Origin of the sequence: Brevibacillus borstelensis, from assembly GCF_037834415.1 — a bacterium.
Classification (GTDB): domain Bacteria; phylum Bacillota; class Bacilli; order Brevibacillales; family Brevibacillaceae; genus Brevibacillus; species Brevibacillus borstelensis_A.
This window is the reverse complement of sequence record NZ_JAUMSJ010000001.1, coordinates 55,574-79,496: the sequence shown is the minus strand read 5'-3', so window position 1 is coordinate 79,496 and position 23,923 is coordinate 55,574. Positions and strand designations below refer to the sequence as shown.

20 protein-coding genes and 1 pseudogene are annotated in these 23,923 nt (G+C 53.8%); 2 read left to right on the top strand and 19 right to left on the bottom strand.

From position 1 onward, the window contains the following. Positions 1-792: 792 nt before the first annotated feature. Complete coding sequence (locus Q3F21_RS00370) at positions 793-1,527, bottom strand: glycosyltransferase (RefSeq protein ID WP_340248963.1); 735 nt, start codon at positions 1,525-1,527, stop codon at positions 793-795. A 94-nt stretch (positions 1,528-1,621) separates the two neighbouring features. Next, a complete protein-coding gene (locus Q3F21_RS00365) occupies positions 1,622-1,924 on the bottom strand; it encodes a hypothetical protein (RefSeq protein WP_340248961.1) in 303 nt (100 codons plus the stop codon). A gap of 286 nt (positions 1,925-2,210) precedes the next feature. On the opposite strand from Q3F21_RS00365, the gene Q3F21_RS00360 reads away from it, so the two are divergent. Then, entirely contained in the window at positions 2,211-2,633 is a 423-nt protein-coding gene (locus Q3F21_RS00360; RefSeq protein ID WP_340248958.1) for a DUF2243 domain-containing protein, read from the top strand. 687 nt (positions 2,634-3,320) lie between these two features. On the opposite strand, the pseudogene Q3F21_RS00355 reads toward Q3F21_RS00360, so the two are convergent. The 5 genes and pseudogenes from Q3F21_RS00355 to Q3F21_RS00335 form a co-directional block, all read right to left on the bottom strand. Then, positions 3,321-3,488: pseudogene (locus Q3F21_RS00355) on the bottom strand (DNA cytosine methyltransferase); the annotation flags it as partial. A gap of 197 nt (positions 3,489-3,685) precedes the next feature. Beyond that, the gene (locus Q3F21_RS00350; RefSeq protein WP_340248955.1) at positions 3,686-4,537 is read right to left on the bottom strand and encodes a MurR/RpiR family transcriptional regulator; all 852 of its coding nucleotides are present in this window, start codon (positions 4,535-4,537) and stop codon (positions 3,686-3,688) included. 13 nt (positions 4,538-4,550) lie between these two features. Further along, complete coding sequence (locus Q3F21_RS00345; protein WP_340248953.1) at positions 4,551-5,906, bottom strand: aspartate aminotransferase family protein; 1,356 nt, start codon at positions 5,904-5,906, stop codon at positions 4,551-4,553. 103 nt (positions 5,907-6,009) lie between these two features. Continuing rightward, on the bottom strand, positions 6,010-8,076 hold the full coding sequence (locus tag Q3F21_RS00340; RefSeq protein WP_340248951.1) for a TRAP transporter fused permease subunit: 2,067 nt from the start codon (positions 8,074-8,076) through the stop codon (positions 6,010-6,012). Position 8,077: 1 nt separating this feature from the next. Continuing rightward, on the bottom strand, positions 8,078-9,079 hold the full coding sequence (locus Q3F21_RS00335; protein ID WP_340248949.1) for a TAXI family TRAP transporter solute-binding subunit: 1,002 nt from the start codon (positions 9,077-9,079) through the stop codon (positions 8,078-8,080). Between the two features lie 401 nt (positions 9,080-9,480). Here Q3F21_RS00335 and Q3F21_RS00330 point away from each other — a divergent pair, with 401 nt between their 5' ends. Beyond that, positions 9,481-10,317, top strand: a complete 837-nt coding sequence (locus tag Q3F21_RS00330; protein ID WP_340248948.1) for an SDR family NAD(P)-dependent oxidoreductase — start codon at positions 9,481-9,483, stop codon at positions 10,315-10,317. Positions 10,318-10,835: 518 nt separating this feature from the next. On the opposite strand, the gene hemQ is transcribed toward Q3F21_RS00330, so the two are convergent. From hemQ to Q3F21_RS00270, 12 genes are all read right to left on the bottom strand, one after another. Beyond that, positions 10,836-11,588 carry a hydrogen peroxide-dependent heme synthase gene (gene hemQ / locus Q3F21_RS00325; protein WP_340248946.1) on the bottom strand — a complete coding sequence of 251 codons (753 nt, stop codon included), beginning with the start codon at positions 11,586-11,588 and terminating at the stop codon, positions 10,836-10,838. A gap of 139 nt (positions 11,589-11,727) precedes the next feature. After that, positions 11,728-12,489 (bottom strand): glucosamine-6-phosphate deaminase, encoded by a 762-nt coding sequence (gene nagB, locus Q3F21_RS00320; protein ID WP_340248944.1) that lies wholly within the window; start codon positions 12,487-12,489, stop codon positions 11,728-11,730. Between the two features lie 27 nt (positions 12,490-12,516). Beyond that, on the bottom strand, positions 12,517-13,440 hold the full coding sequence (locus Q3F21_RS00315) for a MurR/RpiR family transcriptional regulator (RefSeq protein WP_340248943.1): 924 nt from the start codon (positions 13,438-13,440) through the stop codon (positions 12,517-12,519). Between the two features lie 292 nt (positions 13,441-13,732). After that, complete coding sequence (locus Q3F21_RS00310) at positions 13,733-14,086, bottom strand: DUF1516 family protein (RefSeq protein WP_340248941.1); 354 nt, start codon at positions 14,084-14,086, stop codon at positions 13,733-13,735. A 235-nt stretch (positions 14,087-14,321) separates the two neighbouring features. Next, positions 14,322-14,792 (bottom strand): nucleoside deaminase, encoded by a 471-nt coding sequence (locus tag Q3F21_RS00305; protein ID WP_340248939.1) that lies wholly within the window; start codon positions 14,790-14,792, stop codon positions 14,322-14,324. Positions 14,793-15,135: 343 nt separating this feature from the next. Beyond that, entirely contained in the window at positions 15,136-16,005 is an 870-nt protein-coding gene (locus Q3F21_RS00300) for a YitT family protein (RefSeq protein ID WP_340248936.1), read from the bottom strand. Between the two features lie 115 nt (positions 16,006-16,120). Continuing rightward, entirely contained in the window at positions 16,121-16,924 is an 804-nt protein-coding gene (locus Q3F21_RS00295; protein WP_340248933.1) for a serine hydrolase, read from the bottom strand. A 206-nt stretch (positions 16,925-17,130) separates the two neighbouring features. Further along, positions 17,131-18,603 (bottom strand): aldehyde dehydrogenase family protein, encoded by a 1,473-nt coding sequence (locus tag Q3F21_RS00290; protein ID WP_340248930.1) that lies wholly within the window; start codon positions 18,601-18,603, stop codon positions 17,131-17,133. Between the two features lie 69 nt (positions 18,604-18,672). Beyond that, the gene (gene speB, locus Q3F21_RS00285) at positions 18,673-19,671 is read right to left on the bottom strand and encodes an agmatinase (protein WP_340248927.1); all 999 of its coding nucleotides are present in this window, start codon (positions 19,669-19,671) and stop codon (positions 18,673-18,675) included. 500 nt (positions 19,672-20,171) lie between these two features. Further along, positions 20,172-21,470, bottom strand: a complete 1,299-nt coding sequence (gene hcp / locus Q3F21_RS00280; protein WP_340248924.1) for a hydroxylamine reductase — start codon at positions 21,468-21,470, stop codon at positions 20,172-20,174. Positions 21,471-21,633: 163 nt separating this feature from the next. Next, entirely contained in the window at positions 21,634-22,326 is a 693-nt protein-coding gene (locus tag Q3F21_RS00275) for a copper homeostasis protein CutC (RefSeq protein ID WP_340248921.1), read from the bottom strand. Positions 22,327-22,456: 130 nt separating this feature from the next. Next, complete coding sequence (locus Q3F21_RS00270; RefSeq protein ID WP_340248920.1) at positions 22,457-23,884, bottom strand: leucyl aminopeptidase family protein; 1,428 nt, start codon at positions 23,882-23,884, stop codon at positions 22,457-22,459. Positions 23,885-23,923 lie beyond the last annotated feature (39 nt).

Here is a 23,923-nt window from a genome sequence, read left to right as displayed (position 1 = left end):
AAAAAATGCTTCCCGGTTCCTTTTGCACGTAGACCGGGCTTTTGTGGAGGAGATGAAAAGTTGCAGGAGAGATGTATCTGCTGCTTTCCCGTTGAGCGAGGATAACGGGTTAATTGCGAGCGCGCTCCTTCCCTCGACCTCGATGCGTCTGGGAATCCGCTGCTCGATAAAAGCCTTGACGATCTTTCTTGCCTGCGGGTAAGAACAGTCCGCCACTCTGGCAAGATCCTTGACGGTAAGCGATACGCCTTTTTGGCCGCGCTCATTATCTCCTTCAAAAAGATTCGTCCCCTCGCTTGCATAAGGTGCGATCTTCAACAAAAAGCCAGCCTCAGAGAGCGAGAGCTTCCTGAGGCGTCGCTTTACCTTCTGGCTGGCTTTGATCTTCATAAATTTTTGAGCTGCGTCCCGCTGGCCGGAAGACCTTCACGATCTCGAGCCGAATATAGGTTCGCCACCAACATTATACTATGGCGCTACGAGGGGGCTTTTTCGCTTTCCAAATTACCCCATTATAGGTTGATATTGCTTTTTTACGAGTTTAAATTAACAGAATATTATAAAAAGGTGGTGACTGCTGCGAAAAAGTTTCTTGCCGTTGTTTTTTCTGCAGCAATGGTTATGTCTGTGTCGACTGCTGCTATAGCTGCCAAACCACAATGCGTGGTACTGCATTGTCAGTGGGCTAAGTAACCCTGTGTCCCCCTTGTTGGGGGCAATTTTAAACAATTTCTCTTGACAAATGTCATTGCAACCAAATTCATTTCAAATGCAAATTTTACAACCGAAATATTATGTTAAATTTCGGGAAGCGATTTTACGCAAACGAATCGATTTCGCCAGAACCCGACTTCCCGACATTAGATATCTGTCTCCGGCGGTCCATGTGTGACTCTTTTTGTCAGTTCTGCGGACTTGGACGTAATTGCGAGGAGCAGAAGCGTAAATTTTAAAGCCTCTTGCCCGGCAGGCACGTAAAAAGTTCACATCTTCCCCAAGCGAAATGTTAGCAAAACGTACGCGGTTGAATACACGTTTTCTAAATAATATGGTTCCCCCCGCAACCCGCCTCACAAACTTAATCTGCTGTTTAGGGAAACGTAAAATAAGCAGCTTTCTTGCTTGAAGATAAGCCATATATGCGCGCTTCCCAACAATGTCAGCTCCTGTGCGATGAAGAACATTCATTTGCTCCTTTAAATAATATGGTGAGTAGTAATCGTCATCATCGAACTTTGCGATAAATTGGTATTTCGTTTTGCCGACCGCATAATTCAAGCATCTGCCTAAAGATACCTTTTCTGGAACTTTGTAGATAGAAATATCTTTATAGCCTCGCACTTTCAGGCGGTATTTCGCCAAACTCATGCTATCATTATTAATCACAATAACCAACTCTTTTATTTGATAAAACTGGTTCTTATAATTAGCGATGATATTATTAAAAAAATGCGGTCGGTTCGTGCAAGTGATAATTGAAACTCCGCCTCGAATGATGTTTTCATTTTTCCTCATCTCTTCTCTCATTCCCCCTTATTTTGAAAGTTTGTACACTATATGCAAACTCTTATAGGAGGGAAAGGTACAACAATACATGGAAAACATCACAATTTCTCTTTTGTTAAATAGCGATTCCCTTAGCCGTTAGAAATACCAAACAAACAGTAAGCGGAGCTGTTTTTCCGCATATTTCATAACGTTTCTGATTAACTTCATCCCATGCATATGCCTCATATCTTCTATCAGGAACCGCATTTATCCCCAAGTATATACCGATCCTTCTCGCTTCCTTCACCAGGGATCCCATTCCATCCCACGAAGTAGAGAAGTAAGGCAAATATTCATCCTTAAATCCTTCTTCTGTTAGAAAGTCCCACCCCAGCGCCTCCGCCACTTTCACATCCAACTCACGTCCTGCTTGCATTCCGTTCCCCTCCCCAATTCCATAGTCCCTGCTGGCCTTTCGCTGGTACAGGCTTATTTAACCGCTCAATGTCATCTAATTGCCAGCCTTCATCGCAACAATGCCATAACCGTTACCTCCAGGCAGTCCACCAATTCCCCCACTGCCACTATTGCTCCTGTAGGCAGATTATCCGTGTTGTATCCATGCTGAGCCAATTACAAATCTTGTGATGTGCTAATTATCGTTCTAACCGACCCTTTTACTGGTAATAATGCTATTGAAGGTTAAGGAGGTCGGCAAAAAATTGAAGACAACAGCTAAAGCAGCATTTTTGTTTGGCGTAGGTATTATCGGGATGCTTGATGGAATCGTATTTCATCAAATTCTACAGTGGCACAGTGTTAATATGCAAACTGATCGAGTCCACCAAATTATTAGCGATGGTCTCTTTCATTTACTTGTGACCGTGATCATATTTATTTCAGGAATGATGCTATGGAAAGGGAATCCTCAAGACAAACCTAGCACGTTTTGGGGCAGTTTCTTACTGGGAGCTGGCACATTTAATTTACTTGAGGGTATAATTAACCACCACATCTTGCAGATTCACCACGTCAAACCAGGGCCGAACCAAACTTTATACGACATTTCAAACGATGTTTTTGCACTACTGCTTTTAACAATAGGCTGGTTATTGTTGCGCCAGAGAAGAAGAATCGTAAATTAATTACCGTTGTGAATACTCCCATCTTTACTGTTAAGGTGGTAATATTGGAAACCAGGAATTTCCTAATTTGCATGGTCTTCTGATTGGCGTACTCATTCGCTGTCTTATTCACCAGAGCTTGCAGTTCGGCAAACCATCTTTTTTCGCCTACATCCAATCGAAGCTTTTCAAACGACCATTAAAAGCGATGAATTCTACTGGAGAAGCGTACTTAGCAACATTTCCTTTAATGCCCCAATCATTATTGATGTGAACAACTCAACGCATCTTTCTTACGGCCTTCGCCAAGAAAGTAAACTGTTCAACCTGAAATATTGTGTTGAAAAGGCATCATTTCGACAAATGTACGACTGGGGTCATTACTCGGATAAATATGTTTTTTTTGCTTCTAACCCACTTGCGTTTCCACGTGTAAGACAAATGTCTGTGAACGATCCTGATGTAACCTAAAGCTCGCCTATAGACTAAATAAGCAGTATGTTACGCTCATTACTCGTCCATCTATCGATTTACAACAAATCCCAACAATGCTAATATATTGTCAGAACTTTCAGTAAAGGAGGTGATACTATGAAAAAGTTTTTTGCTCTTGCATTTTCTGTTGTTTTGCTCGCAGCTCCTCTGTCCAGTGCTCAAGCTGCTGACATTTTGTGCAACATAGAACATGATTGGTGCATCTAGATGTGAAACCGTAAGCGCCATCCGTCCGATCGGCTGTTTGTAACGCTCGAATGCCGCGGCGTTCCCTGAACCGGCACAAAGCTCCGGCAGGTTCGCCCTGACCAATGCTTCTGCGAACGGTGGCGGCACAGAGTTTCCGCATCGCGCTACCTGTGCGCTCTTAGGGTACGATTTGATACAGATTGCCCTTGATTAAAACGAGTCTCCATGGGAGAGAAGCCATACATTTTGAGTACATTTTGCCACTGTTTCAAAAATGAAGAAGGATAGCAAGCAGCTATCCTCTCATGCAAGACTATGAAAAATCTAAATAAAATACGCTGGTCTGCGGGTCCGTTTCGGCTGGATAGAGAAATTCTGCTCTCCTTCGCTCACTTTTTCGCAAAAATGTCAAAGCGGTTCCAGACTTCTTCGAGCATTTCGAGGCGGTCGGCAAATTCCTGCGCTTTCTGTTTCCCGACATAGGTGATCAGAGAGTTGATCAGGCTGAGCGGGGCGACGAAGGAATCGATGAACGTCGGCATTTGGCTTGAGGCCGTGAGCGAGACGTCGGCGTGCGGGATCAGCGGCGACAACAGATTGTCGGTGATCGCGATCGTCGTGGCCCCCTTGTCTTTGGCGAACGAGAGTATTTGAATCGTGCTGTTTGTATAACGGGCGAAGCTGATCCCGATGACGACGTCTTTTTCGTTGACCGCGTACAGCCTCTCGGGGAAGCTGTCGCCGGACGAGACCAGCTCGGCGTTCCCCAGCATCATGTTCAGGTAGTATTGCAGAAACACGGCCAGGGACGCGGCGCTCCGGCTGCCCGCGACGTAGACGCGCTGCGCCTGCAGCAGCAGCCGGACTGCTTCGCGAAAGGCCGTCACATCCAGCTTTTCCATCGTCGCCTTGATATTGGCGATGTCGTCCTGGAACACCTCGTAGATGCCCAGCTCTTCCTCGTCGTATATTTCTTGCGACATCTTCAGCCGTTCCGCCGCAGTGAGCTGCTGCTGGACGGAATCCTGCATGTACTGCTGCAGCTCGGGGTAACCGGAATAGCCGAGGAAGGTGGCAAACCTGACCACCGTCGCCTCGCTGACGCCGGAGAGCTTGGCCAGCTTGCCTACCGTCAAAAACGGAACCGTGTTTTGATTTTGCAAAATGTAATTGGCGATTTTATGCTGAGACTTGCTCATGTGAGACATGCGCTCAGCGATGTGCTGGTAAACGTTTGGCATGTGAAAGGGACGCTTACCTCCTTACTCGTTTGATGGCTTCGTGATGGGCTTCCAGGGTCCTCGCAATATCCGCCTCCGTGTGGACAACGGCCATCGAATAACGGTTCAACGGCTTGGTATAGATGCCGAGCTGCAGCAATTCGTAATCGATCGCTTTGCGCAGGGCGATGTCCGCCTTGTTCATATCCCGGTAATTGCGGATGGGGTGGTCCGTCAAAATGATATTGAAAATGCTTCCCATCCCTACTGTCTGCATGCTGATTCCCTGGCTGCGGTAGACGTCCTCCAGGCCCTCCCGCAGCGACTGGGTACGGACAAACAGCTGGTCCATCGCGCTTTCCTCTTCGAGAATGCCGACGGTGGCAAGCCCTGCCGCCAAAATGGTGGGGTGGCCGTTGTAGGTGCCGCTGTGGAACAGCACGTCCGCTTTGCCGCTCTTGGCCGCACCGGCGGTCAGGATGTCTTTTCCATCGCGCGGAGCGGAGATCATCATGACCTCGCGTTTTCCCCCAACGGCTCCGACGGGAAAGCCTCCGCCCAGCACCTTGCCGAGCGCCGTCAGGTCGGGAGTCACTCCATACGCCTGCTGCGCCCCGCCAAGCGAAATACGAAAGCCGGTTTTCACTTCGTCAAAGATCAGCAGGATGCCCAGTTCTTCTGTAACCGCCCGCAGTCCTTGCAAAAAGGAGGGCTCCGCCGGAATGAAACCGCCCTGAATCGGTTCCAGTATGACAGCCGCAACCTCGTCCTGATGCGCTCTCAAAATCGCTGCGGTCGCCTCCAGTTCGTTGAAAGGAAGAATGATGGTATGTTCGACGTAGTAGTCGGGAATTCCTTTTGATTCCGGCACTACGCGCGGCCTGTCGGACGGACCCGCTTCCTCCTCGTCGGGATTGACGCTGAGCAGCACCTGATCGTAGCCGCCGTGATAATGCCCCTCAAATTTTGCCAGTTTTCCTTTTCCCGTATACGCCATCGCCATCCGGATCGACAGCAGCGTCGCTTCCAGCCCCGAGTTGGTGTACCGGACCATCTCGATCCCTGGGTAGAGGGATACCAGCTTTTCCGCCATTTCCGTCTCCATGCGGTGCGGCGTGCCGAAAATCGTCGTTCCGGCTTGCCGCATCTGGCTTGTAACCGCATCGAATACCCGCTGGTGTCCGTGACCGGCGATCAATGCCCCGTAGCACAGCAGGTAATCGATATACTCGTTTCCGTCCACGTCGTACAGCTTGCTCCCCTGGCCGCGTTCCATCAGGATCGGATGGGGCGGAAAATATTTGATCCCCGCAGTCACGCCGCCCGGTATGACTTCACAGGCTTTTTCGTAGTAAGCCTTAGACTTGCTCGTTTGTTCAGACAAAAGCATGAGAGAACCTCTCCTTTTGACTAATTTTATTTCACATAAATATTAAATTTGAAATTTTTATTTCACAAGCAGAAAAAAAAGGCCGTGGAATGGTTCAGCATTCCTATGCGCCAACAATCTCTCGCTCAGCCACTCCCGCTCTCTTTTTCTGTATCAGCCAAACTGCCGCCAGCGCACCAACGCCTATCAGATCCGTCACCCAGCCCGGATGCACCAGACAGACGCCGCCAACAAAACAAATCGTCCGCTCCCACATCGCAGAAGGCCCGGCCAAATACCCGAAAAGACCCGAGCTGACGCCTATCATGCCAACTATCGCGGTGCAAATCGCCAGGGCTGCTCCCGCAGGTGTCGCGTCTACCAGCACCAGTTCCGGCGAAAGAACGAACAGGTACGGCACGAGAAAGGCGGCCACTCCGATTTTGGTCGCCAAAACACCGGTCCGGAATGGATTGGCGTTGGCCAGGCCTGCACCCGCATAAGCAGCCAAAGCGACTGGCGGAGTGATGTCGGCCACGATGCCAAAGTAAAAGACAAACATGTGAGCAGCGATGACGGGAACTCCCAGCTCCTGCAAGGCCGGGGCCGCCATCGTCGCCGTAATCACGTAGTTGGCCGTCGTGGGCAATCCCATGCCCAGGATCAGGCTCGTCACCATGGTCAACACCATCGTCAGGATCAAAGCTCCTCCAGCCAAGGCGATGATCCCGCCCGCCGCCTTCAATCCCAAGCCGGTCAGTGTAACGACGCCGACAATGATTCCGGCAGCCGCACAGGCGGCGATGACAGCCAGTGCTGTGCGGGCTCCTTCCTCCAGGATGCCCAGGATGTCTTTCCAGCCAAGCCGCGTATCGCGATGGAAGAAGCTGACGACAAAAGCGGCCGCAATCCCCATCAAGGCCGCTTTCATCGGCGTTTGTCCGGTACCCAGGATGGCGATGATGACCAGAAGCGGCAGGAACAGATAGCCTCTCTTCCTGATCAGCTCCCTTACCCTCGGCAATTGCTCGCGAGGCAGCCCCATGATCCCCAGCCGTTTGGACTCCAAATGAATCGCGACGTAAATCCCGGCAAAGTACAGGATCGCAGGAATCAGCGCGGCCAGAGCGATTTGGCCGTACGGCATCCCGGTAAACTCGATCATCAGAAACGCCGCAGCCCCCATGATCGGCGGCATCAGCTGGCCGCCCGTGGAGGCTGATGCCTCGACCGCCGCGGCAAACTCGGGCTTGTAGCCCGCTTTTCGCATCAACGGGATCGTAAAAACACCCGAGCCTACCGTATTAGCCACAGAGCTGCCTGATACCGTCCCCTGCAAGGCACTGGAGATGACCGCCGCTTTCGCCGGTCCACCTACCAGCCGTCCGGTCAAGGAAAAGGCCAGATCGTTGAAAAACTGCCCGATCCCCGTCCGGTTCAAGACGACGCCAAAGAACAAAAACAGGTAAATAAACGTCGCCGAGATGCCAATGGGGATTCCCAGTATTCCTTCAGTACTGAGGAAGGAGTGGGTTAAAATACGCTCCACGGCAAAGCCGCGATGCGAGAACAAGCCCGGCATGTACGGACCGGCATACGCGTATACCAGCGCAAGCGAAGCCACGATGACGATCGGCACCCCGACGATTCGCCGAGCCGCTTCCAAAACGAGCATGACGCCAAGGCACGCTACAGCGATGTCGGTTTGTTGGTAAGCCCCGGTCCTGGCAGCCAGCTCCTGGTAAAAGAAGACATGGTAGAATCCGGCCAGCAGCGCCAAAAAAGCGAGGGCCACATCATTCCAGGGAATGCTCGCATGGTCCGTCGCTTTTTGCCGACCCCGCCAAAAAAGCAGCAGACAGCCTGCAAATGCAGCCGCGACTGGCCAGCCGATTTCTCCGGAAAGAAACAGGCCGGCGCCAATCGCTCCCAGCAGCCCAAACAGCGCAGGGGTTGCTCTGCCGCCCTGCTTGTCTGCCGTCTTCCCCGGAAACAGCAGAAACAGGATGCCAAGCCCAAGCCCGATGTGAAACCCCCGCTGCTGCTGGGAGGGCAGCGTGCCAAATACGGCCGTGTAGATGTGAAAAAGCGTCAGCGCGATCCCCAGAAAGGAAATGACGACCGCCCACTTGCCGACTCGTTTGCGATATCTGTGCTCCTGTTCCCATTGCTCCAACAGCTCCTGCGCCATATCACTTCATCCCTTTTTCCTTGTAGAACTTTTCTGCTCCCGGATGAAGCGGAACGGTCACGCCATCCAGCGCTTTTTGCAAGTCGATCTGGCTGCCGATCGCATAGCCTTTCGCAATCTCGCTCTGTTTCTCGTACATAGCCTTAGTCAATTGATAGACGACCTCCTCCGGAAGATCTTCGCGTCCGTACATGACAGCCTGCATCGTCACGGTAGGCACTTCCCGCTCTTGCCCCTTGTACGTGCTGGCCGGGATTGGATACGGCGTGTAAAACGGGTGCTTTTTGGTCAGCTCTTCCAGCTCCGGTCCTTCGATCGGGAGAATTCTCACATCTTTGGAGGTGGCGATGTCCGCGATGTTGGCAGCAGGAACACTGAGAATCGCAAAGGCTGCGTCCAGATTGCGGTCCTTTAGCTTGTCTGCCGCATCGGTAAACGTATCCTGAAAGGACTGAAAATCTCCCGGACTCATTCCAAAGACGCCGAGGATTTGCTCCGCCGCTACAGCCGTTCCGCTCCCGGCCGGGCCGATGGAAACCCGTTTTCCTTTCAAGTCTTTGATGCTCTGGATAGGGCTGTCCTTCGCCGTGACGATTTGGACCACTTCCGGATAGACCACTCCTATGGCCCGGATATTTTGAATCGGCGCGGTGAATTTGTCCTTCCCGTTGAATGCGTCATCGGCAATGCTGTTGATGGAGATAGCCAGCTCCGTTTCCTTGTTTCCCAAAAGACGCATGTTTTCGACTGATGCACCTGTGGACTGGACGGTTACGTTCATCCCGTCGATCGATTCGTTCCACACATTTGCGATGGCTCCACCGAGCGGGTAGTACGTCCCTCCCGTACCCCCAGTCGCCAAGAGATACTCCGTCGTCTTTCCTGTCTGCCCGGATTGGCCTGCTTGACCGCTCTCGCCTGATTGTGCCGGTTTGCCGCAAGCCGTCACCAGCATGATCGCCGCCAGCATGAAGAACAAACCAGGAATCCTGATTCTTTTCACAGCTATCCCCCCGCTTGTATTGACTTACTATTTAGAATAGTATCGGAATTATAAAACTATTACAACATTTATTTCATATTTAATTTTAAATTGAAATTATTATTTCATTTTTTTGGCGACAATTCGTTAAGTAGCGCTCCTCCGTTGACAGAGGAAATAAAAAAGGAGAAGACGCCCAAGGTTCGTCGGACACTTATGGAAGGCAGCTGCCCTGTTCTCTTTCAAAGCGTAAGTCTCGTCCAAAAGCAGCCGATCTGAAAGCACCTTAGACGTTGGTCGCTAGAAAAAGACGACTGCCATTTGGCAATTATGACAATAGGCGTCATGTATGTTCTGCAAAAATAATAGAGAACCGCTGCTCTTTTATCGCGAGCTTATTTTTGAAGGAAGAGGTGTTTTCCATGAATCCACTGACAGGCAAAATCGCTTTGGTCACAGGCGGAAGCAGAGGCGCAGGACGAGGAATCGCAGTAGAGCTTGCTAAAGCCGGGGCGACGGTGTATGTCACCGGGAGAAGTGTGAAAGGAAGGTCGACGCTCGATTTTCCGGGTACGATTGACGACACGGCAGCGGAAATCCGGTCACTCGGAGGAACGGCATTTGCCGTTCGTTGCGACCACACAAACGACGAGGAAACGGAATCGGTCATGGACCGCATCTGGCAGGAGCAAGGGCGATTGGACATCCTGGTGAATAATGTTTGGGGCGGAAACGAGCTGGCTATCGCGTACAAGCCTTTCTGGGAGCTGCCGCTGCTGCATTGGGACCACATGTTTCAGGCCGGTGTGCGGGCACAGCTTGCGACCAATCGGTTTGCGATCCCGCTGATGCGAAGGCAAAAGGCAGGCTTGATCGTTCATACAACATTTTGGGACGACTACAAATACACCGGACATTTTTATTACGATCTGGCGAAAAACGCCCTAAACCGAATGGCTTATGGGCTGGCGACGGAACTTATGCAGGACAATATTGCCGTCGTCGCCGTTTCCCCAGGGTGGATGAGAACTGAACTCGTATTGGCCGCGTTCAACACGGACGAAGACAATTGGCATACCGTAGAGGAATTGAAGCAGACGGAAACCCCGCACTACATCGGGCGGGCGATCTGCGCGTTGGCAGGCGATTTGGCGGTGAAGCAAAAAACCGGTCAGGTTTTGCGAGTGGGGCAGCTTGCGGAGGAGTACGGCTTTACAGATCTGGATGGAAGAAAAATTCCGCCATTTCGCCTCGGATAGATACAAAGAAAAGCCTGCCGACTTTTTTCAAGATCGGCAGGCTTCTTTCTGGCCGCAGCAGGCTGTTTTTCCCTACCTGTTGTCTTTCCTCAGCTCGATCAGCCGCTGAACGAGCTTGGCCACTTCCGCTTTGGCAAGCGTTCCATTCGGCTCAAAGCCGGTTTTCCCCTTTTCGCCAAGAAGCCCGAATGCATGGACGAGCGCTATCGCCGGAACCGCGTCTTTCTCTACGTCTCCGTATGGAGCGGAAAAGATTTCAGGCGCCAGGATGGACGATCGTAGAAGGATTCCCTTTCCGGGTCCAGGCAGGCAGCCCGCTCCAGCTTGAAATTAGCCGGAATGGTGACATATTCTTGCACTTTCTTGACGGCTTCATCCTTTGTGATCCCGGCGGTTTTGGCTTCCGCTGCGAATGCGATACATTCGGAGAAACAAAAATCTACCGCATCCGTACAGCGGTAGATTCTTGTATGTTTGCACTGTTTTGTTGGCTGAAAGCTTTTCGTTGCGACGCTCCGTTATACTTGCAGCATCGCCTGCAGGGACTCCGCCGTAACGCGATTTCCCACCAGGAAGTTGCCAAATTCGCCGTAGCGCGCGCTCACTTCGTCGAAGCGCATTTCGTAAACGATATGCTTGAACTCCAGCGGATCGTTGGCAAACAGGGTGACGCCCCATTCCCAATCGTCAAAGCCTACGGAACCCCCGATGATCTGCTTGATCTTGCCGGCGTACTTGCGGCCGATCATGCCGTGGGAGCGCATCATTTCCGCGCGCTCCTGCATGGTCAGCATGTACCAGTTGTCTTGTCCGTCCCGCTTTTTGTTCATCGGGTAAAAGCAGATATGCTCCCATTTCGGCAGGGTCGGATAGAGACGCTCACGGACGTGCGGGTTGGATTTCGGGTCTTCGCCTGGATTATGTACGTAGTTGCTCAGTTCAACTACGGAGATGTAGGAGTAATCCACTTCCGTAAAGTCGGCAAATTTCGTCTTGTTAAAGGCCGTTTTGATCGCGTCCAGCTCCTGCATGGTCGGGCGAAGGAACATGAACACCAGGTCGGCCTTGTGTCCGAGGATGGAATAGACGGCAGTTCTGCCTGCCTGCTCCTGCTCGTTTGCGTCCCATGCTTTCAAGAGCCCTTGGAGTTCGTCCACGGCGGCATTGCGTTCTTCGGGAGTCGCCTTTTTCCATTTCTCCCAATTGATCTTGCGGAAATCGTGATACGTATACCAACCTTCCAACGTGAGAAGCGCTTCGTTCGTACTCATCAGGATCAGCTCCTTTGCGTGATATGGCTTGTATTTCCTGTTACCATTCCCAGTATAGCATAATCGCCCAATGGTTATCCGATACGAATTGGTGAACAACCTTTTGCCTTCCGCATTTTCGCCCAGCAAAAAACACGCCTTACAAGAGGGCGTGTTTCGTTTCCATGAATGTGGCGCTGAGGCGGCTGGCGGCTGGCCGATCCATGATGACGACCACATCCGGATGCCGCTGGAGCAAGGAAGCCGGCACATCCGGCGTCGGCTCTTCTTCCAGCATGCGGTGAACGGCTTCTGCCTTGGATTGGCCGCTGGCCAGCAGCACGATTTTCCTGGCATCCAGAATGGTCTGGATTCCCATGGAAACGGCTGCTTTCGGGACCTCCTCGATGGAAGAAAAGAAGCGGGCATTGTCTTCGATCGTTCTTTGGGCGAGCTGAACGACTCTCGTCCGGGAGTCAGCCTCGGAGCCTGGTTCATTAAATCCAATGTGGCCATTCCCTCCGATCCCCAGGATCTGCACATCGATTCCACCCGCGTCCTTGATCGCCTGCTCGTATCTCGTGCACTCCATCGTCAGGTCGGAAGCGTCTCCGCTGGGGATATGGGTATGCTCCGGCAGCAGGTTCACGTGGCGGAAGAAATTGTCCCGCATGTAGACATGATAGCTTTGCGGATGGTCGGCGGAAAGTCCAACATATTCGTCCAGATTAAAGGTCATAATCCGGGACAAGTCCAAATTCTCTATGCGATGCAGACGAGCCAATTCCTTATACATGCCGACCGGCGTACTGCCCGTAGCCAGTCCGAGCACGGAGTCGGGCTTCGCCTTGACCTGCTCAGCGACAAGCCTTGCTGCCTCTGCGCTCAACTCCTCGTAATTTTGAACGATCTTCCACTTCATTTCAGTCACCTGTCCTATCCCTAGCTATTATGGTTTGCCTTTACCCGGTTGGGCGGGCTCATACACTTTATCCAATACGGCTTTGGCTGTCTTCTGCTTGTAGGTCAACGCCTTGTCGCTGATTCTCTGGGATACCGCCGTACACAGTACGTCAATCACGTGAAGCTGGGCGATCTTCGCCGCGAGCGAACCACCCTCCAGCGGTCCCTGTTTGGCGGCGGTCAAAAGCGTGATATCGGCATGCTGCGTAATCGGAGACCGGCGGTAATGAGTGAGGCAGATGACGGAAGCCCCGGCTTCTTTCGCCAGTTTCAGAGCGTCAATGGTATCCTTTGTACTCCCCGACACAGATATTCCCACAGCAACGTCGCCCGGCTCCAGCGTGGATGCCGCCATCGCTTGCAAATGCGCGTCCGAAAAGGCGTCTACCCGCAGCCCGATGCGCAAGCATTTGTATTTGGCGTCAAGGGCTGTCACGCCGGAAGTACCTACCCCGTAGAAATGAATATTTCTCGCCTCTATGATCATCTGTACGCAGCGCTCCAGCTGTTCGACATCCAAAAGGGCGTCTGTATCGTGGATCGCCTGAACGTGAAAGGCCGCAACCTTTTGGGCAATGGCATCCAATGAGTCTTCCTCTGTCAGTTCATTCCGATCGTGCTGGGAGGGGTTTGCCAATTCCTGAGCCAGCGCCAGCTTGAATTCCTGATAGCTGCGAAAACCGATTTTTCGGCAAAAACGCAGAACCGTGGTCTCCCCCACACCAATCTTCTCCGCCAAATCAATGACCGACGCATAAATAACGCTTTCGGTGTGAGCGAGGACGTATTCCGCGACTTTGCGTTCCGATTTGGTGCACGAAGGAAGAAGGCTTTTGATCTCCAGCAGTGTGGCGGTTTTGCCAATACTTGTTGTCATCCATTCTCCCCGGTCTGCTGTTGATTCTGTCATGGTTACCTCCCTGGCTCTGGCTTGAACACAAAAAACGGATGATTCCTCCAATATATTATCATAAGGCGGAGCATTTCTCCAAAAGAAAAAAAGCGGGCGGACCTTATTATCTGTTCCACCTGTATGCATTTAAGAAAGATGTCCATCGTCCGGATCGGGGCTTCCTGGAACAAGCGTTACCCCTATTCGGTTTCCACACCGCTTCAAAACACCTTTTCTCTCCGGTTATCCTGTTAAAATAAAAAGGCCCATTCCCTTTAAAGGAATTGACCTCTTTTACAGTTATCCTTACTTACAGGATGATCCGATATCCGATCAAAATCACGACAACCATCAACGCCAACGCCCCGACGAAAAAGCCGATGCTCGCTTCGTTTCGGCGTGCCCGCCCCAGCGACATTTCCATCAGTCCAAAGACAATCAGCGCGATAAGGCCTTTGACGTAGTACAGCCAGTCGCCCGCACGAAACGCAAACAGCATCCAAATGCCGGACACGGCAATGATCACAATCATCAGACGCAAAATCATATGTAGAATTTTCGCTACCCGTTCTTTTCCCGCACGATACAGAATATAGCCGATGATCAAAAGGACAAAGGCCACTTCCCAGCCACCGACGTGGGATTCCACCAACGCTTTATACACGAATCGTTCACTCCCTGCCAGCAATCATTTTATTAAACTTATTATAACGTAATGTCAGGAAAAGTACAGGACCCGCGATGTACGACATTTTTGTGACGAACGCTCCGATAAAAACGGCTGTCTTCAGTGCGGACAGCCGTTTGGAAAGAGCATACCGACACCCCGCACATGCTTCAGCGGAGCTTTCCTTTTCGGAATGTACTTTTTCTCTACATTCTAGCGACAGAGATGCCGATCAATCCTGTTGCTCTTCTGACTGCTGCCAGAGAACGAACGGATTTGGCTGCGACTGATCGTTCTCCAGCTTTTTCATCACGACCGAACGCTGCTGCATCGGCAGCGCGATCTGCTCGTAAATCGCCCCGGAGTTGAATCCGAAAGGCTGCGCTTCTTCCTTGGAATAGCCGTAGTAAACCGTTTTGATTCCGGTATAGTAAATGGCGGTCAAGCACATCGGACACGGCTCGCCGCTCGCATAGATGACACAGTCCTCCAGCTTGACGCTGTTTTCGCGCTGGCAAGCCTCTCTGATCGCGAGGATTTCGGCGTGCGCAGTCGGGTCGTTGGTGGCTGTTACTTCATTGACACCGCTTCCAATAATCTGGCCGTTTTTTACCACCAAGGCGCCGTAGGGGCTGCCGTGGCCGGACGCCGCATTATCGCAAGCCAGCTTGATCGCTTTTTGCATGAATGCCTGTTCTGTCATCATGATTCCTCCCTTTGCCGACTTTTTTCCTTCCTTCATTGTAGCATGGGACCCGCTTTTCCTGCAGCGCTCTCGCTTTGCCGTGGCTTGGCTCCAGTTTTGCTGGTTTGGAGTTTGGCGCTGGCCGGTTGCATTCCAGAAGCAAGGAGGACGCTCCCAACAGAAATGGGCTCGGGAGCCTTCTCGGAGGCTGTTGGACGCAAAACAGCGGTTTAGACAAGAGCCCGGCAATTTACCGGGCTCTGACTCGATTTGTATTTGACTGAAATCAGTTTTCACTTGATATGCTTCGATATTGTCTCTGATCTGACAGCTGAAAATCTGCGCGCAGTCTTTCCGCCAGCTAGACAGCCCGGAAGCCCTCGCCCAGCACCTCTTGGGCCGGACACAGGATGATAAACGCTTCGGCGTCAACAGAGCGCACCAGCATTTTCAGCTTGCTGACCTCGCTTTGGCTCACCACGGCCATCAGCACTTTTCGTTCGTCGCCGGTATACCCCCCGGAGCCGTCCAGCAGCGTCACGCCCCGGTCCAGATCAAACAGAATCGCCTCGCGCATTTTTTCTGTTTCGTCTGAGATGATGTACGCCACTTTGGACGTATTCCAACCCATCTGCACGATGTCGATGGTCTTGCTGGTCACGAATAAAGCAATCAAGGCATACAGCGCCTTTTCAGGAGTAAAGACAAAACCGGCTAGCAGGATCACCAACCCGTCAAAAACAGCAACGGACACGCCGAGGCTGATACCGCTGTACTTGTGCAGAATCTGTGAGGCGATGGAAAAGCCTCCGGTAGAGCCACGTCCCCGGAAGACGATGCCGATCCCAAGCCCCACGCCCATCCCGCCGTAGATGCTGGCGAGCAGCGTGTTATCCGTCAGCGGCTGAAGATGGCTGGTCAGCGCGACAAACAGCGGAAGGACGATGGAGCCTACTGCCGCCTTCAGGCTGTACTGCCTGTCTAAAAGCCAGAAGCCGAGCAGAAACAGCGGAATGTTCAACGCCCACTGGACGATGGACGGCGGCCAGTGAAAGAGATGATACAAAATGACAGAAAGGCCTGACACCCCTCCCGATGCCAGCTGATTCGGGTTGAGAAACAGGTTGAAGCTCGCGGCAAGCAAAAAGGAACCCACGAGCAGCATACCGTACTCGACTGCTTTCCGCTGCGGGCTGTTCAGACTGACACCTGTCCGACGTTTTCGTGACACTTTTCTTTCTCCTGCCTTTTTCACTAAGATGAAAACCGTCCATACCTTACCATGTTTTGTCCAAAAAAGAAACCCCCAAGCGCATGGGGATTATTTGGGCTTTTGCGGTATTCGGTTAGCTTGCCGCATAGCGGTACACTTCGTATCCGATGGCGGCCATTGCCTCAAGGGAAGCATCAGGGAGGGCATTTTCCGACAGGGCTGTCAGAGAGTACGTTTTTCCTCCCGCGAACAGGAGGCCGACATCGTGCTGGCGGCCTGTGTCCCAGCCGGTCTTGTTGGCCATTTCCCACACAGCGGCCGGATCGGACGCGCCTTCCACGATGTGGAGCAGCCGGGCGGGCAGCGCGTTTCGCACCTGCTGCTTTTTCATAATCTCGACCATTTGGCGGCAAGCATGCTGGCTCAGGAACGTGCCTGCGGCCAGCTGTCTGAGCATTCGCGCGATGTCTCCAGCGGTAATCGTGTTGTTGGGCGGATTGTCTGCCGGGTACAGCATCAGTTTGCGGCTGTAGCAGCTGTCGTGCATGCCCAGCTCCTTCATGGCGAGCCGAACCTGATCTTCTCCAATGAGGTCGATCAGCATATTGGTCGCGGCATTGTCGCTCTGGATGATCATCAGCGTGATCAGATCGTAAATGGGGTAATGCGTATCGGGCGTGAGATGCTGCAATACACCGGAGCCTCCGACCTGATCGGTTTGCTTCATCACGATCGCTTCGTCAAGGCGAATTCGTCCCTTGTCGGCTGCTGCGAAAACGGCTGCCATGATGGGCACTTTGATAATGCTCTCTGCGGCAAATGATTGACAAGCGTTGTGCTCCCAATAGAAGTCTCCGTTTATTTCTTCGACCACCACTCCCCATTCTCCGCCGGCCGCAGCGATGATCGTCTCCAGCTTCTCCGGTAAACTGTTCATTTGGCTTGCTCCTCCTCTATTCGTGCTCGTTGGTCTGATTGGCAGCCGCCATGGCTTCAGTTGAAGGTTATCAGGTAAAATTCCCCAGCAGCAAGTTGGATTCCTTCCCGGGCTTCGAGAAATAAGCCGTTGGGCTTTTTTTATGTCTGTAGATCGTGCTGTGGGGGAGGAGATGAAAAAGAGGGGCACTGCCGTTTTTTACCGCCTCAATTCTCAAACCAGCCGACGGGCTGCACCTGCAAATTGATATTGATCTGTTTGACTTCGGTGAATTCGTCGAAGCCGAAGGTTCCCAGGCCGCGCCCGATTCCGCTTTGCTTGTAGCCGCCCCAGGGGGCTTCGTTGTAGGTGGGGTGGTAGCAGTTGATCCAGGTGATGCCCGCCCGCAGTTTTTTGATGACCCGCATCGCTTTGGCGCCGTCCTGGGTAAAGACGCCTCCAGCCAAACCGTACACGGTGTCATTGGCGAGGCGGATGGCGTCCGCTTCGTCGCGGAAGCGCTGCACGGCCAATACCGGGCCGAAAATTTCTTCCTGGACGATGCGCATGTCCGGCCTGGTATCGACAAAGACCGTCGGCTCGACGAAATAGCCGTTTTCCAGACCGCCGTGGGTCAGGCGGTTGCCGCCGCAGACTAATCTGGCCCCCTCCGCTTTCCCGTACTCGATGTAGCGCAGCACCTTTTCCATGTGGGCTTCACTCACCAGCGGCCCCATTTCGGTCTGCGGGTCGTCTCCCGGTCCTACCCGTATCTTCCGCGCCCGCTCCACCAGCCGCTCGACAAAGCGGTCATGTATGCTGTCTTCGAGCAGCAGCCGGGAGCCAGCCGAGCAGACCTGCCCCTGATTGGCGAAAATTCCGAATAAAGCATAGTCTACCGCTGTCTCGAAGTCCGCGTCGGCAAAGACGATATTGGGCGACTTGCCCCCCAGTTCCAACGAGATCTTCTTGATGTTGCCCGCTGCCACGGTCATGATGCTTCTGCCTGTCGCCGTTCCCCCTGTAAAGGAAACCTTGTCTACCAGATGGCTGGCGGCCAGCTCATGTCCGACTGTCGGTCCAGGTCCCATGACCAGATTGGCCACACCCTTTGGCACCCCTGCTGCTTCCATGATCTCAAACAGCTTGATCGCTGTGACGGGCGTGACCTCGGACGGCTTGAAGACAATCGTATTTCCGGCAGCCAGCGCGGGCGCGATTTTCCATACAGCCATCAGCAGGGGGTAATTCCACGGGACGATCAGTCCGCACACGCCGACTGGTTCTCGGACGACCATGGCCTGCACCGGATCCGCGACGTGGTACGTTTGTCCGTCGGGCTTGGTGACCATTCCGGCGTAATAGCGGAAGCATGCGGCCGCATCCGCCACGTCAAACCGGGTTTCGCGCAGCGGCTTGCCGTTGTCCAGCGTCTCCAGAGCAGCCAATTCCTCGGCGCTCTCCTCGAGCTTGTCAGCGATCGCGAATAAGCAACGTGCCCGCTCCGCCGCCGCGAGCTCGGACCAGCTGCCGCTGTCGAACGCTTCGCGTGCTGTGCGTATCGCTTTTTTCGCATCCTCTGCCGTTCCCTCCGCCGCCAGCGCAATCACCGCTCCTGTCGCCGGATTGACGATCTCCCGTGTCTCCCCGCTCTCTGCCTTTACCCACTCGCCCGCAATATACATCTTCAGATCGATCATTTGCTTGCTCCCGCCTTTCAACTTATTTCGGATGTCTTCGTCATTTTCACAATGTGACGATGCTCCCGGCTAATGATCCGCCAGAAAAGCTTGAGGCAGTTCCTTGCCATCTTCCGCCTCCTCCCCTGATGCCGCCAGCCGCTTCTTTTGCAAGGCAACGAGTGCGGCGAAATCGTGGATCAGCGTCGCCGCCAAAAGCGATGTCGTCTGGGCCGGATCGTAGGGCGGGAGCACTTCCACCAAATCAAAGCCGATGTAGTTCAAATCCGTAAGTCCCCTGATCAGCTCCAGCGTCTCAAAGCTTGTAAATCCCCCCACCTCTGGCGTCCCTGTCCCCGGGGCGTAAGCTGGATCGACGAAATCGATATCAAAACTGAGAAAACAGGGAGTCTCTCCGATCGCTTCCTTTATCTTTCGCACCGTTTCTGCGGCACCGGCCTCTCGCAGCTCTTGGGTGGTTATCACGCGATAGCCCAGCTCCAGACTCGCCCCCAGGTCTCCCGGGTGGTTCAATGTCCCGCGGATGCCGATCTGGAAAACCTTGTCCGGCAGCAGCAGGCCTTCCTCATGGGCGCGGATAAACGGCGAGCCGTGCCAGTACTTCTCCTCGTAATACGTGTCCCACGTGTCCGTGTGGGAATCTAACTGAATCAGCGCCACCGGCCCCCATACCCGTTTGGCCGCCCGCAGCGAGGCCAACGTAACGGAATGATCGCCGCCGAGCCCGATCGGCACGATCTCCTTTGCCATCAGATCCCACATGGCGGCTTCCATCCGGTCGTAGCTGCGATGGATATTGTGCGGAATCACCGGCACATCCCCGATGTCAATCGCCTGTGTGTCCTCAAACGGAAAGACCTTGTGGACGGGGTGATAAGGAAACAGGAGCATGGACGCCTGCCTGATCGCCTGGGGTGCAAAACGGGCGCCTACCCGAAAAGACGCAGCGGTATCAAAGGGCAGACCGACGATGGCTACCCTGGCGTTTTCCCTGTGGGCAGGCAGCCGCATGTAAGAGCCCGTGGTGCAAAATTCCGGTTTCACGTCCGGAGACAACGGATACTGCAAGGTCTTCACCTCCGTGTTTTGTCCATGGTACCCAAAGTCGTAGCAAACCGCGTGCCAAACAAAGCATGAATGAAAGATAAAGGCTTTTTGCGTTCCAATCGCATCAGCTCGTATGTTTCCCGATTCATTTTTCACCGTTCGCTTCTCATCTTCTGGAAAAGGCTCTCAATAGTGAGAAAAGGAATTCTTCTCAAAAATGAAGAAGAACGTCCTGGCGAATCCGGACGTTCTATAAACGATGCGAAACGATTTTTGGAGGGAAGCCTATGAAACCCGTATGCTGGCGGTTATCTGTTTATTGCCACGGATGAGAATGGTCAGGAAGCCGTCTGGCTGGACAAGCGGGCCGCTGCTTTATTAGACCTGCCTTCAGCCGGCCCGCACCGCCCGGAACAAGTGTTGGCAAAGATACGCGACGGAATCGCTCACGAATGATGGCTCGCTTGCTCTGTTGTGGATGCAAGCATGACTTCTTGGTCGAACCGCTTCGCAATCAGAGCTTAGGAAGCGCTGCGCCCCATCATTTCCTGGAGGTCTGTCTGTGCCTCGCCGATCGCTTTGACGCCAAACAGATTCTGAAGCACCTCCCATACCCCGGGCTGGATGAATTCAGGAAGCTTCGGCCCGATGCGGATATCGCGGACTCCCAGGCTGAACAGCCCCAGGAGAATGGCCACGGCTTTTTGCTCAAACCAGGAGAGGACGATGCTGACAGGCAGGTCGTTTACCTCGCAGTCCAGCGCTTTCGCCAAAGCGACGGCAATTTTGACCGTAGAGATGGAGTTGTTGCACTGCCCCAGATCGATGTAGCGGGGGATTTGCGTACCCGGCACTTTTCCGTAATCGACATCGTTGAAGCGGAACTTCCCGCAGGACGTCGTCATGATCACCGCATCTGGCGGCAAAGACGTAGCCAGCTCCCGGTAGTAGTCGCCGCCTTTTCCGGGGGCGTCGCAGCCCGCGATGACAAAGAAGCGGCTGATCTTGCCTGCCTTTACCGCGTCCAAAATTTCCGGGGCAATGCCCAGCACTGTCTCATGGTGAAATCCGGTCAGCAGCGTCTGATCGGACTCGACATCCGCATCCGGCAATGAGAGTGCCCGTTCGATCAGCGGCGTGAAATCGTCGTACTCAATTTTGGTGACGCCTTCGAGCCCGGCCACATCGTACGAGAAGAAGCGGTCGGCATACGTGCCTTTGATCGGCATGACGCAGTTGGTCGTGGCCAAAATCGCGCCGGGAAACTGTTCGAACAGCCTGCGCTGGTCATACCACGCCTTCCCGATATTTCCCTTGAGATGCTTGTACTGGCGAAGGGCCGGATACCCGTGCGCCGGGAGCATCTCCGAGTGGGTGTAAATATTGATTCCTTTCCCCTCCGTCTGCTTCAGCAGCTCCTCCAGCGCGAACAAATTGTGGCCTGTCACAACTATGCATTTTCCTTCGATTTTGTTTTGGGAAACGCGGATGGGCTGCGGGATGCCGAACCGGTTCGTATGAGCCTCGTCCAACAGCTCCATGACGCGGATGGCAGCTTTCCCCACTTTCATGGCCATGCCCAAATGTTCATCCAGATTGAAGTTTACATTAGTCAAAGTAAAATAGAGAGCTTCCTGTGTAATACCGTCCACTTCCGGGTCAATGTATCCCAACTGGCGGGCATGCGTCGCATACGCCGCAATCCCTTTGAGCGCAAAGATGATCGTATCCTGTATACTGGCGAGCTCCTCCGTCTTTCCGCATACCCCCACTGTCTTGCAGCCGCCTGTCGGCGTTTGCTCGCATTGATAGCAAAACATGTCAGTACCTCCCTCTCTATATCAATTCTTACTACGGATTATAGAGGAGACGAAAAACAGGAGCTGTGACGTTCCTCACAGGAGACCCCTTTTCACGGGATATTTAAATAAAAAAACGATTCGCACTTCCGGAAAAACCGGTGCGAATCGCCATGTCCTGCATCTAGTTTTTTGAGGTTGCCTGCTCTTTTACTTGAGCGACTTTTCCGGCATCCACGTACTTGAGCGCATCTCCCTCTTCCCGAACGCCGGTGCCAAAATGGACTTCCGGCACTTCGGTACGGCGGACGAAATCGGCGATGTTCGCCAGGCCAAGCCCGCTTCCAGCTAAAATCCTCAAGTGCCCTCCCGCGGTCACCCGAACAAGCTCGGCAATCCGCTCCGCTCCGTCAATTGCGCTCTTCTGTCCGCCGGAGGTAAGAATCCGCGAAATTTGCGGATAGCGCATCAGCACACGGACGGCTTCGAACTGATCGGCCGCCTCGTCAAATGCGCGGTGGAACGTGACATCCAGCCCTTTCGCCTGATCCAGCAGGCTTTCCAGTCCATCCGTATCGATCTGGCCGTCAGGGGCAAGCATGCCGGTCACAATCCCGGCTGCACCGAGCTCGCGGATGATGCGCACGTCTTCGCGCATCACCCTGTAATCGTCAGAGGTGTACACGAACGACTGGCCGTGCGGCCTCACCATCACATTGACCGGAATGGTCACGGCGCGGACGACCGCATCGATCAAGCCCCAACTGGGAGTTACGCCGCCCTCCAGTATCCCGGTGATCAGCTCAAGCCGGTCAGCTCCTCCCGCTTCCGCACGCTTGGCGTCCTCTACAGAGGTCGCGATTACTTCCAACAACATAGCACGGAACCTCCCGTTCTGTTTTCCCTATTGTAAACGGTTTGTGCGACAAGCGGCAACGACAGGCCGATCCGGTCCGCCGCTTGTCTGGCTGATGCTCGCCTTGCCTGCTTCCGAGCCATCTGCCGGCCTACTTCGAGAGAACGAAGTCCGCGAGCAGTCTCGCCCCGTAACCAGTGGCACCCGCCACCCTGTATCCGCCGGTCGCTTTGGCTTGGACGGGGGGAGCCATGTCGATGTGCACCCATTTCATGCCGGCGGCCACGAACCTGCGGATAAACAGCGCGGCAACGATCGCTCCCCCGTAGCTGATCGGACTGATGTTGGTCATGTCGGCGTAGTCGCTTTTCAACAGTTCTTCGTAATCGTCTACCAGCGGCATCGGCCAGAGTCTGTCCCCGCAGCCGTCTCCTGCCGCGAGCAGCTGGGCGGTCATCTCGGCATCTCCCCATATCCCCGCAAGCTTCAAGCCGAGCGCTTCCCCGACGTTCCCCGTCAGCGTGGCGATATCGACCACCCGATTTGCCCCCAGCCTGTCGGCATGGAGCAGGGCGTCGGCCAAAATCAGGCGCCCTTCTGCATCCGTATTGGCAGTTTGCACGGAAAGGCCGTTCGGGTAGCGGATCACATCCGACGGCAAAAAGGCTCCTCCGTCCGGCACGTTCTCCGCTATCGGCAGCAGCGCCAGCAGATTGGCCTTTGCTTTTGCGCGAGTGAGGATGTCCAGCGCCCCCGCGACAGCTGCCGCGCCGCCCATGTCCATGCGGGCGTCGCTGATATCCCGGCCTCCCTTGACGTTCATGCCGCCCATGTCAAAGGTGACCCCTTTCCCGATCAGCGCCATGAGCGGCAGCGACGGGTCGGTGCAGTAGCGGATTTCCACCATAGCCGGAGGGTGGACGCTGCCTTTGCCGACCGTGATCAGGCCGACCATTTCCAGACGCTCCAGCGACTCGCCGCGATGAACCGTTATTTCTACGTTGCGTTCAGCGAAATGGTTCTGCAGCCGCTCGACGAAAGAAACCGGCGTCAGCTGATTGGGCGGTTCATTCACCAGGTCGCGGGCGAAGCTCGTACCGAGTGCGCGAATGCGTGCCCATTCGATCGCCTGCTCCGCCTGTTCCGCACCCGGACAGGCGATGTGCAGTTTCAACACGCTCCGTTCCTGAGTCTTTGACAGGTAACGGTCAAACGCGTATGTACCGAGCAGCCAGCCCTCTGTCCAGGCAGTGACGGCGCTTTTGCCGTCCAGTCCGGCGGCAAACAGCGGCGCAAGCGACTCAAACGTCACACACGCTTCCCTGATCTTCTCCTTTTCTGCAGCCCGTCCCGCGTTGCCTGCCGCATCGCGCAATGCTTCCAGATCAAAGCGCTCGCGCTCCCCCAGTCCGACGACGAGCTCATGCCGTTCCGTTGCCCGGCCAAAAAACCAGGTAACAGCCCCCTTTGCCTTCATGTGCGGGCGCAGCTCATAAGGCAGCTGCTCTGTCGGCGAGTCCTGGAAAAGCAGGCGGATCGTCGCTTCCATCTCCCGCTGCTGTCCTACCGAAATGTCCATCCTCTTCCATCCCTTTCTGCATCCCTTGTCCTCATGCCG

What these genes read in the sequence shown, in the direction of transcription:
- Q3F21_RS00370 (WP_340248963.1), bottom strand. Translation starts at nt 1,527, where the DNA reads ATGAGAGAAGAGATGAGGAAAAATGAAAACATCATTCGAGGCGGAGTT.
- Q3F21_RS00365 (WP_340248961.1), bottom strand. Translation starts at nt 1,924, where the DNA reads ATGCAAGCAGGACGTGAGTTGGATGTGAAAGTGGCGGAGGCGCTGGGG.
- Q3F21_RS00350 (WP_340248955.1), bottom strand. Translation starts at nt 4,537, where the DNA reads ATGCCAAACGTTTACCAGCACATCGCTGAGCGCATGTCTCACATGAGC.
- Q3F21_RS00345 (WP_340248953.1), bottom strand. Translation starts at nt 5,906, where the DNA reads ATGCTTTTGTCTGAACAAACGAGCAAGTCTAAGGCTTACTACGAAAAA.
- Q3F21_RS00340 (WP_340248951.1), bottom strand. Translation starts at nt 8,076, where the DNA reads ATGGCGCAGGAGCTGTTGGAGCAATGGGAACAGGAGCACAGATATCGC.
- Q3F21_RS00330 (WP_340248948.1), top strand. Translation starts at nt 9,481, where the DNA reads ATGAATCCACTGACAGGCAAAATCGCTTTGGTCACAGGCGGAAGCAGA.
- hemQ (WP_340248946.1), bottom strand. Translation starts at nt 11,588, where the DNA reads ATGAGTACGAACGAAGCGCTTCTCACGTTGGAAGGTTGGTATACGTAT.
- nagB (WP_340248944.1), bottom strand. Translation starts at nt 12,489, where the DNA reads ATGAAGTGGAAGATCGTTCAAAATTACGAGGAGTTGAGCGCAGAGGCA.
- Q3F21_RS00315 (WP_340248943.1), bottom strand. Translation starts at nt 13,440, where the DNA reads ATGACAGAATCAACAGCAGACCGGGGAGAATGGATGACAACAAGTATT.
- Q3F21_RS00305 (WP_340248939.1), bottom strand. Translation starts at nt 14,792, where the DNA reads ATGACAGAACAGGCATTCATGCAAAAAGCGATCAAGCTGGCTTGCGAT.
- Q3F21_RS00295 (WP_340248933.1), bottom strand. Translation starts at nt 16,924, where the DNA reads ATGAACAGTTTACCGGAGAAGCTGGAGACGATCATCGCTGCGGCCGGC.
- Q3F21_RS00290 (WP_340248930.1), bottom strand. Translation starts at nt 18,603, where the DNA reads ATGATCGATCTGAAGATGTATATTGCGGGCGAGTGGGTAAAGGCAGAG.
- hcp (WP_340248924.1), bottom strand. Translation starts at nt 21,470, where the DNA reads ATGTTTTGCTATCAATGCGAGCAAACGCCGACAGGCGGCTGCAAGACA.
- Q3F21_RS00275 (WP_340248921.1), bottom strand. Translation starts at nt 22,326, where the DNA reads ATGTTGTTGGAAGTAATCGCGACCTCTGTAGAGGACGCCAAGCGTGCG.
- Q3F21_RS00270 (WP_340248920.1), bottom strand. Translation starts at nt 23,884, where the DNA reads ATGGACATTTCGGTAGGACAGCAGCGGGAGATGGAAGCGACGATCCGC.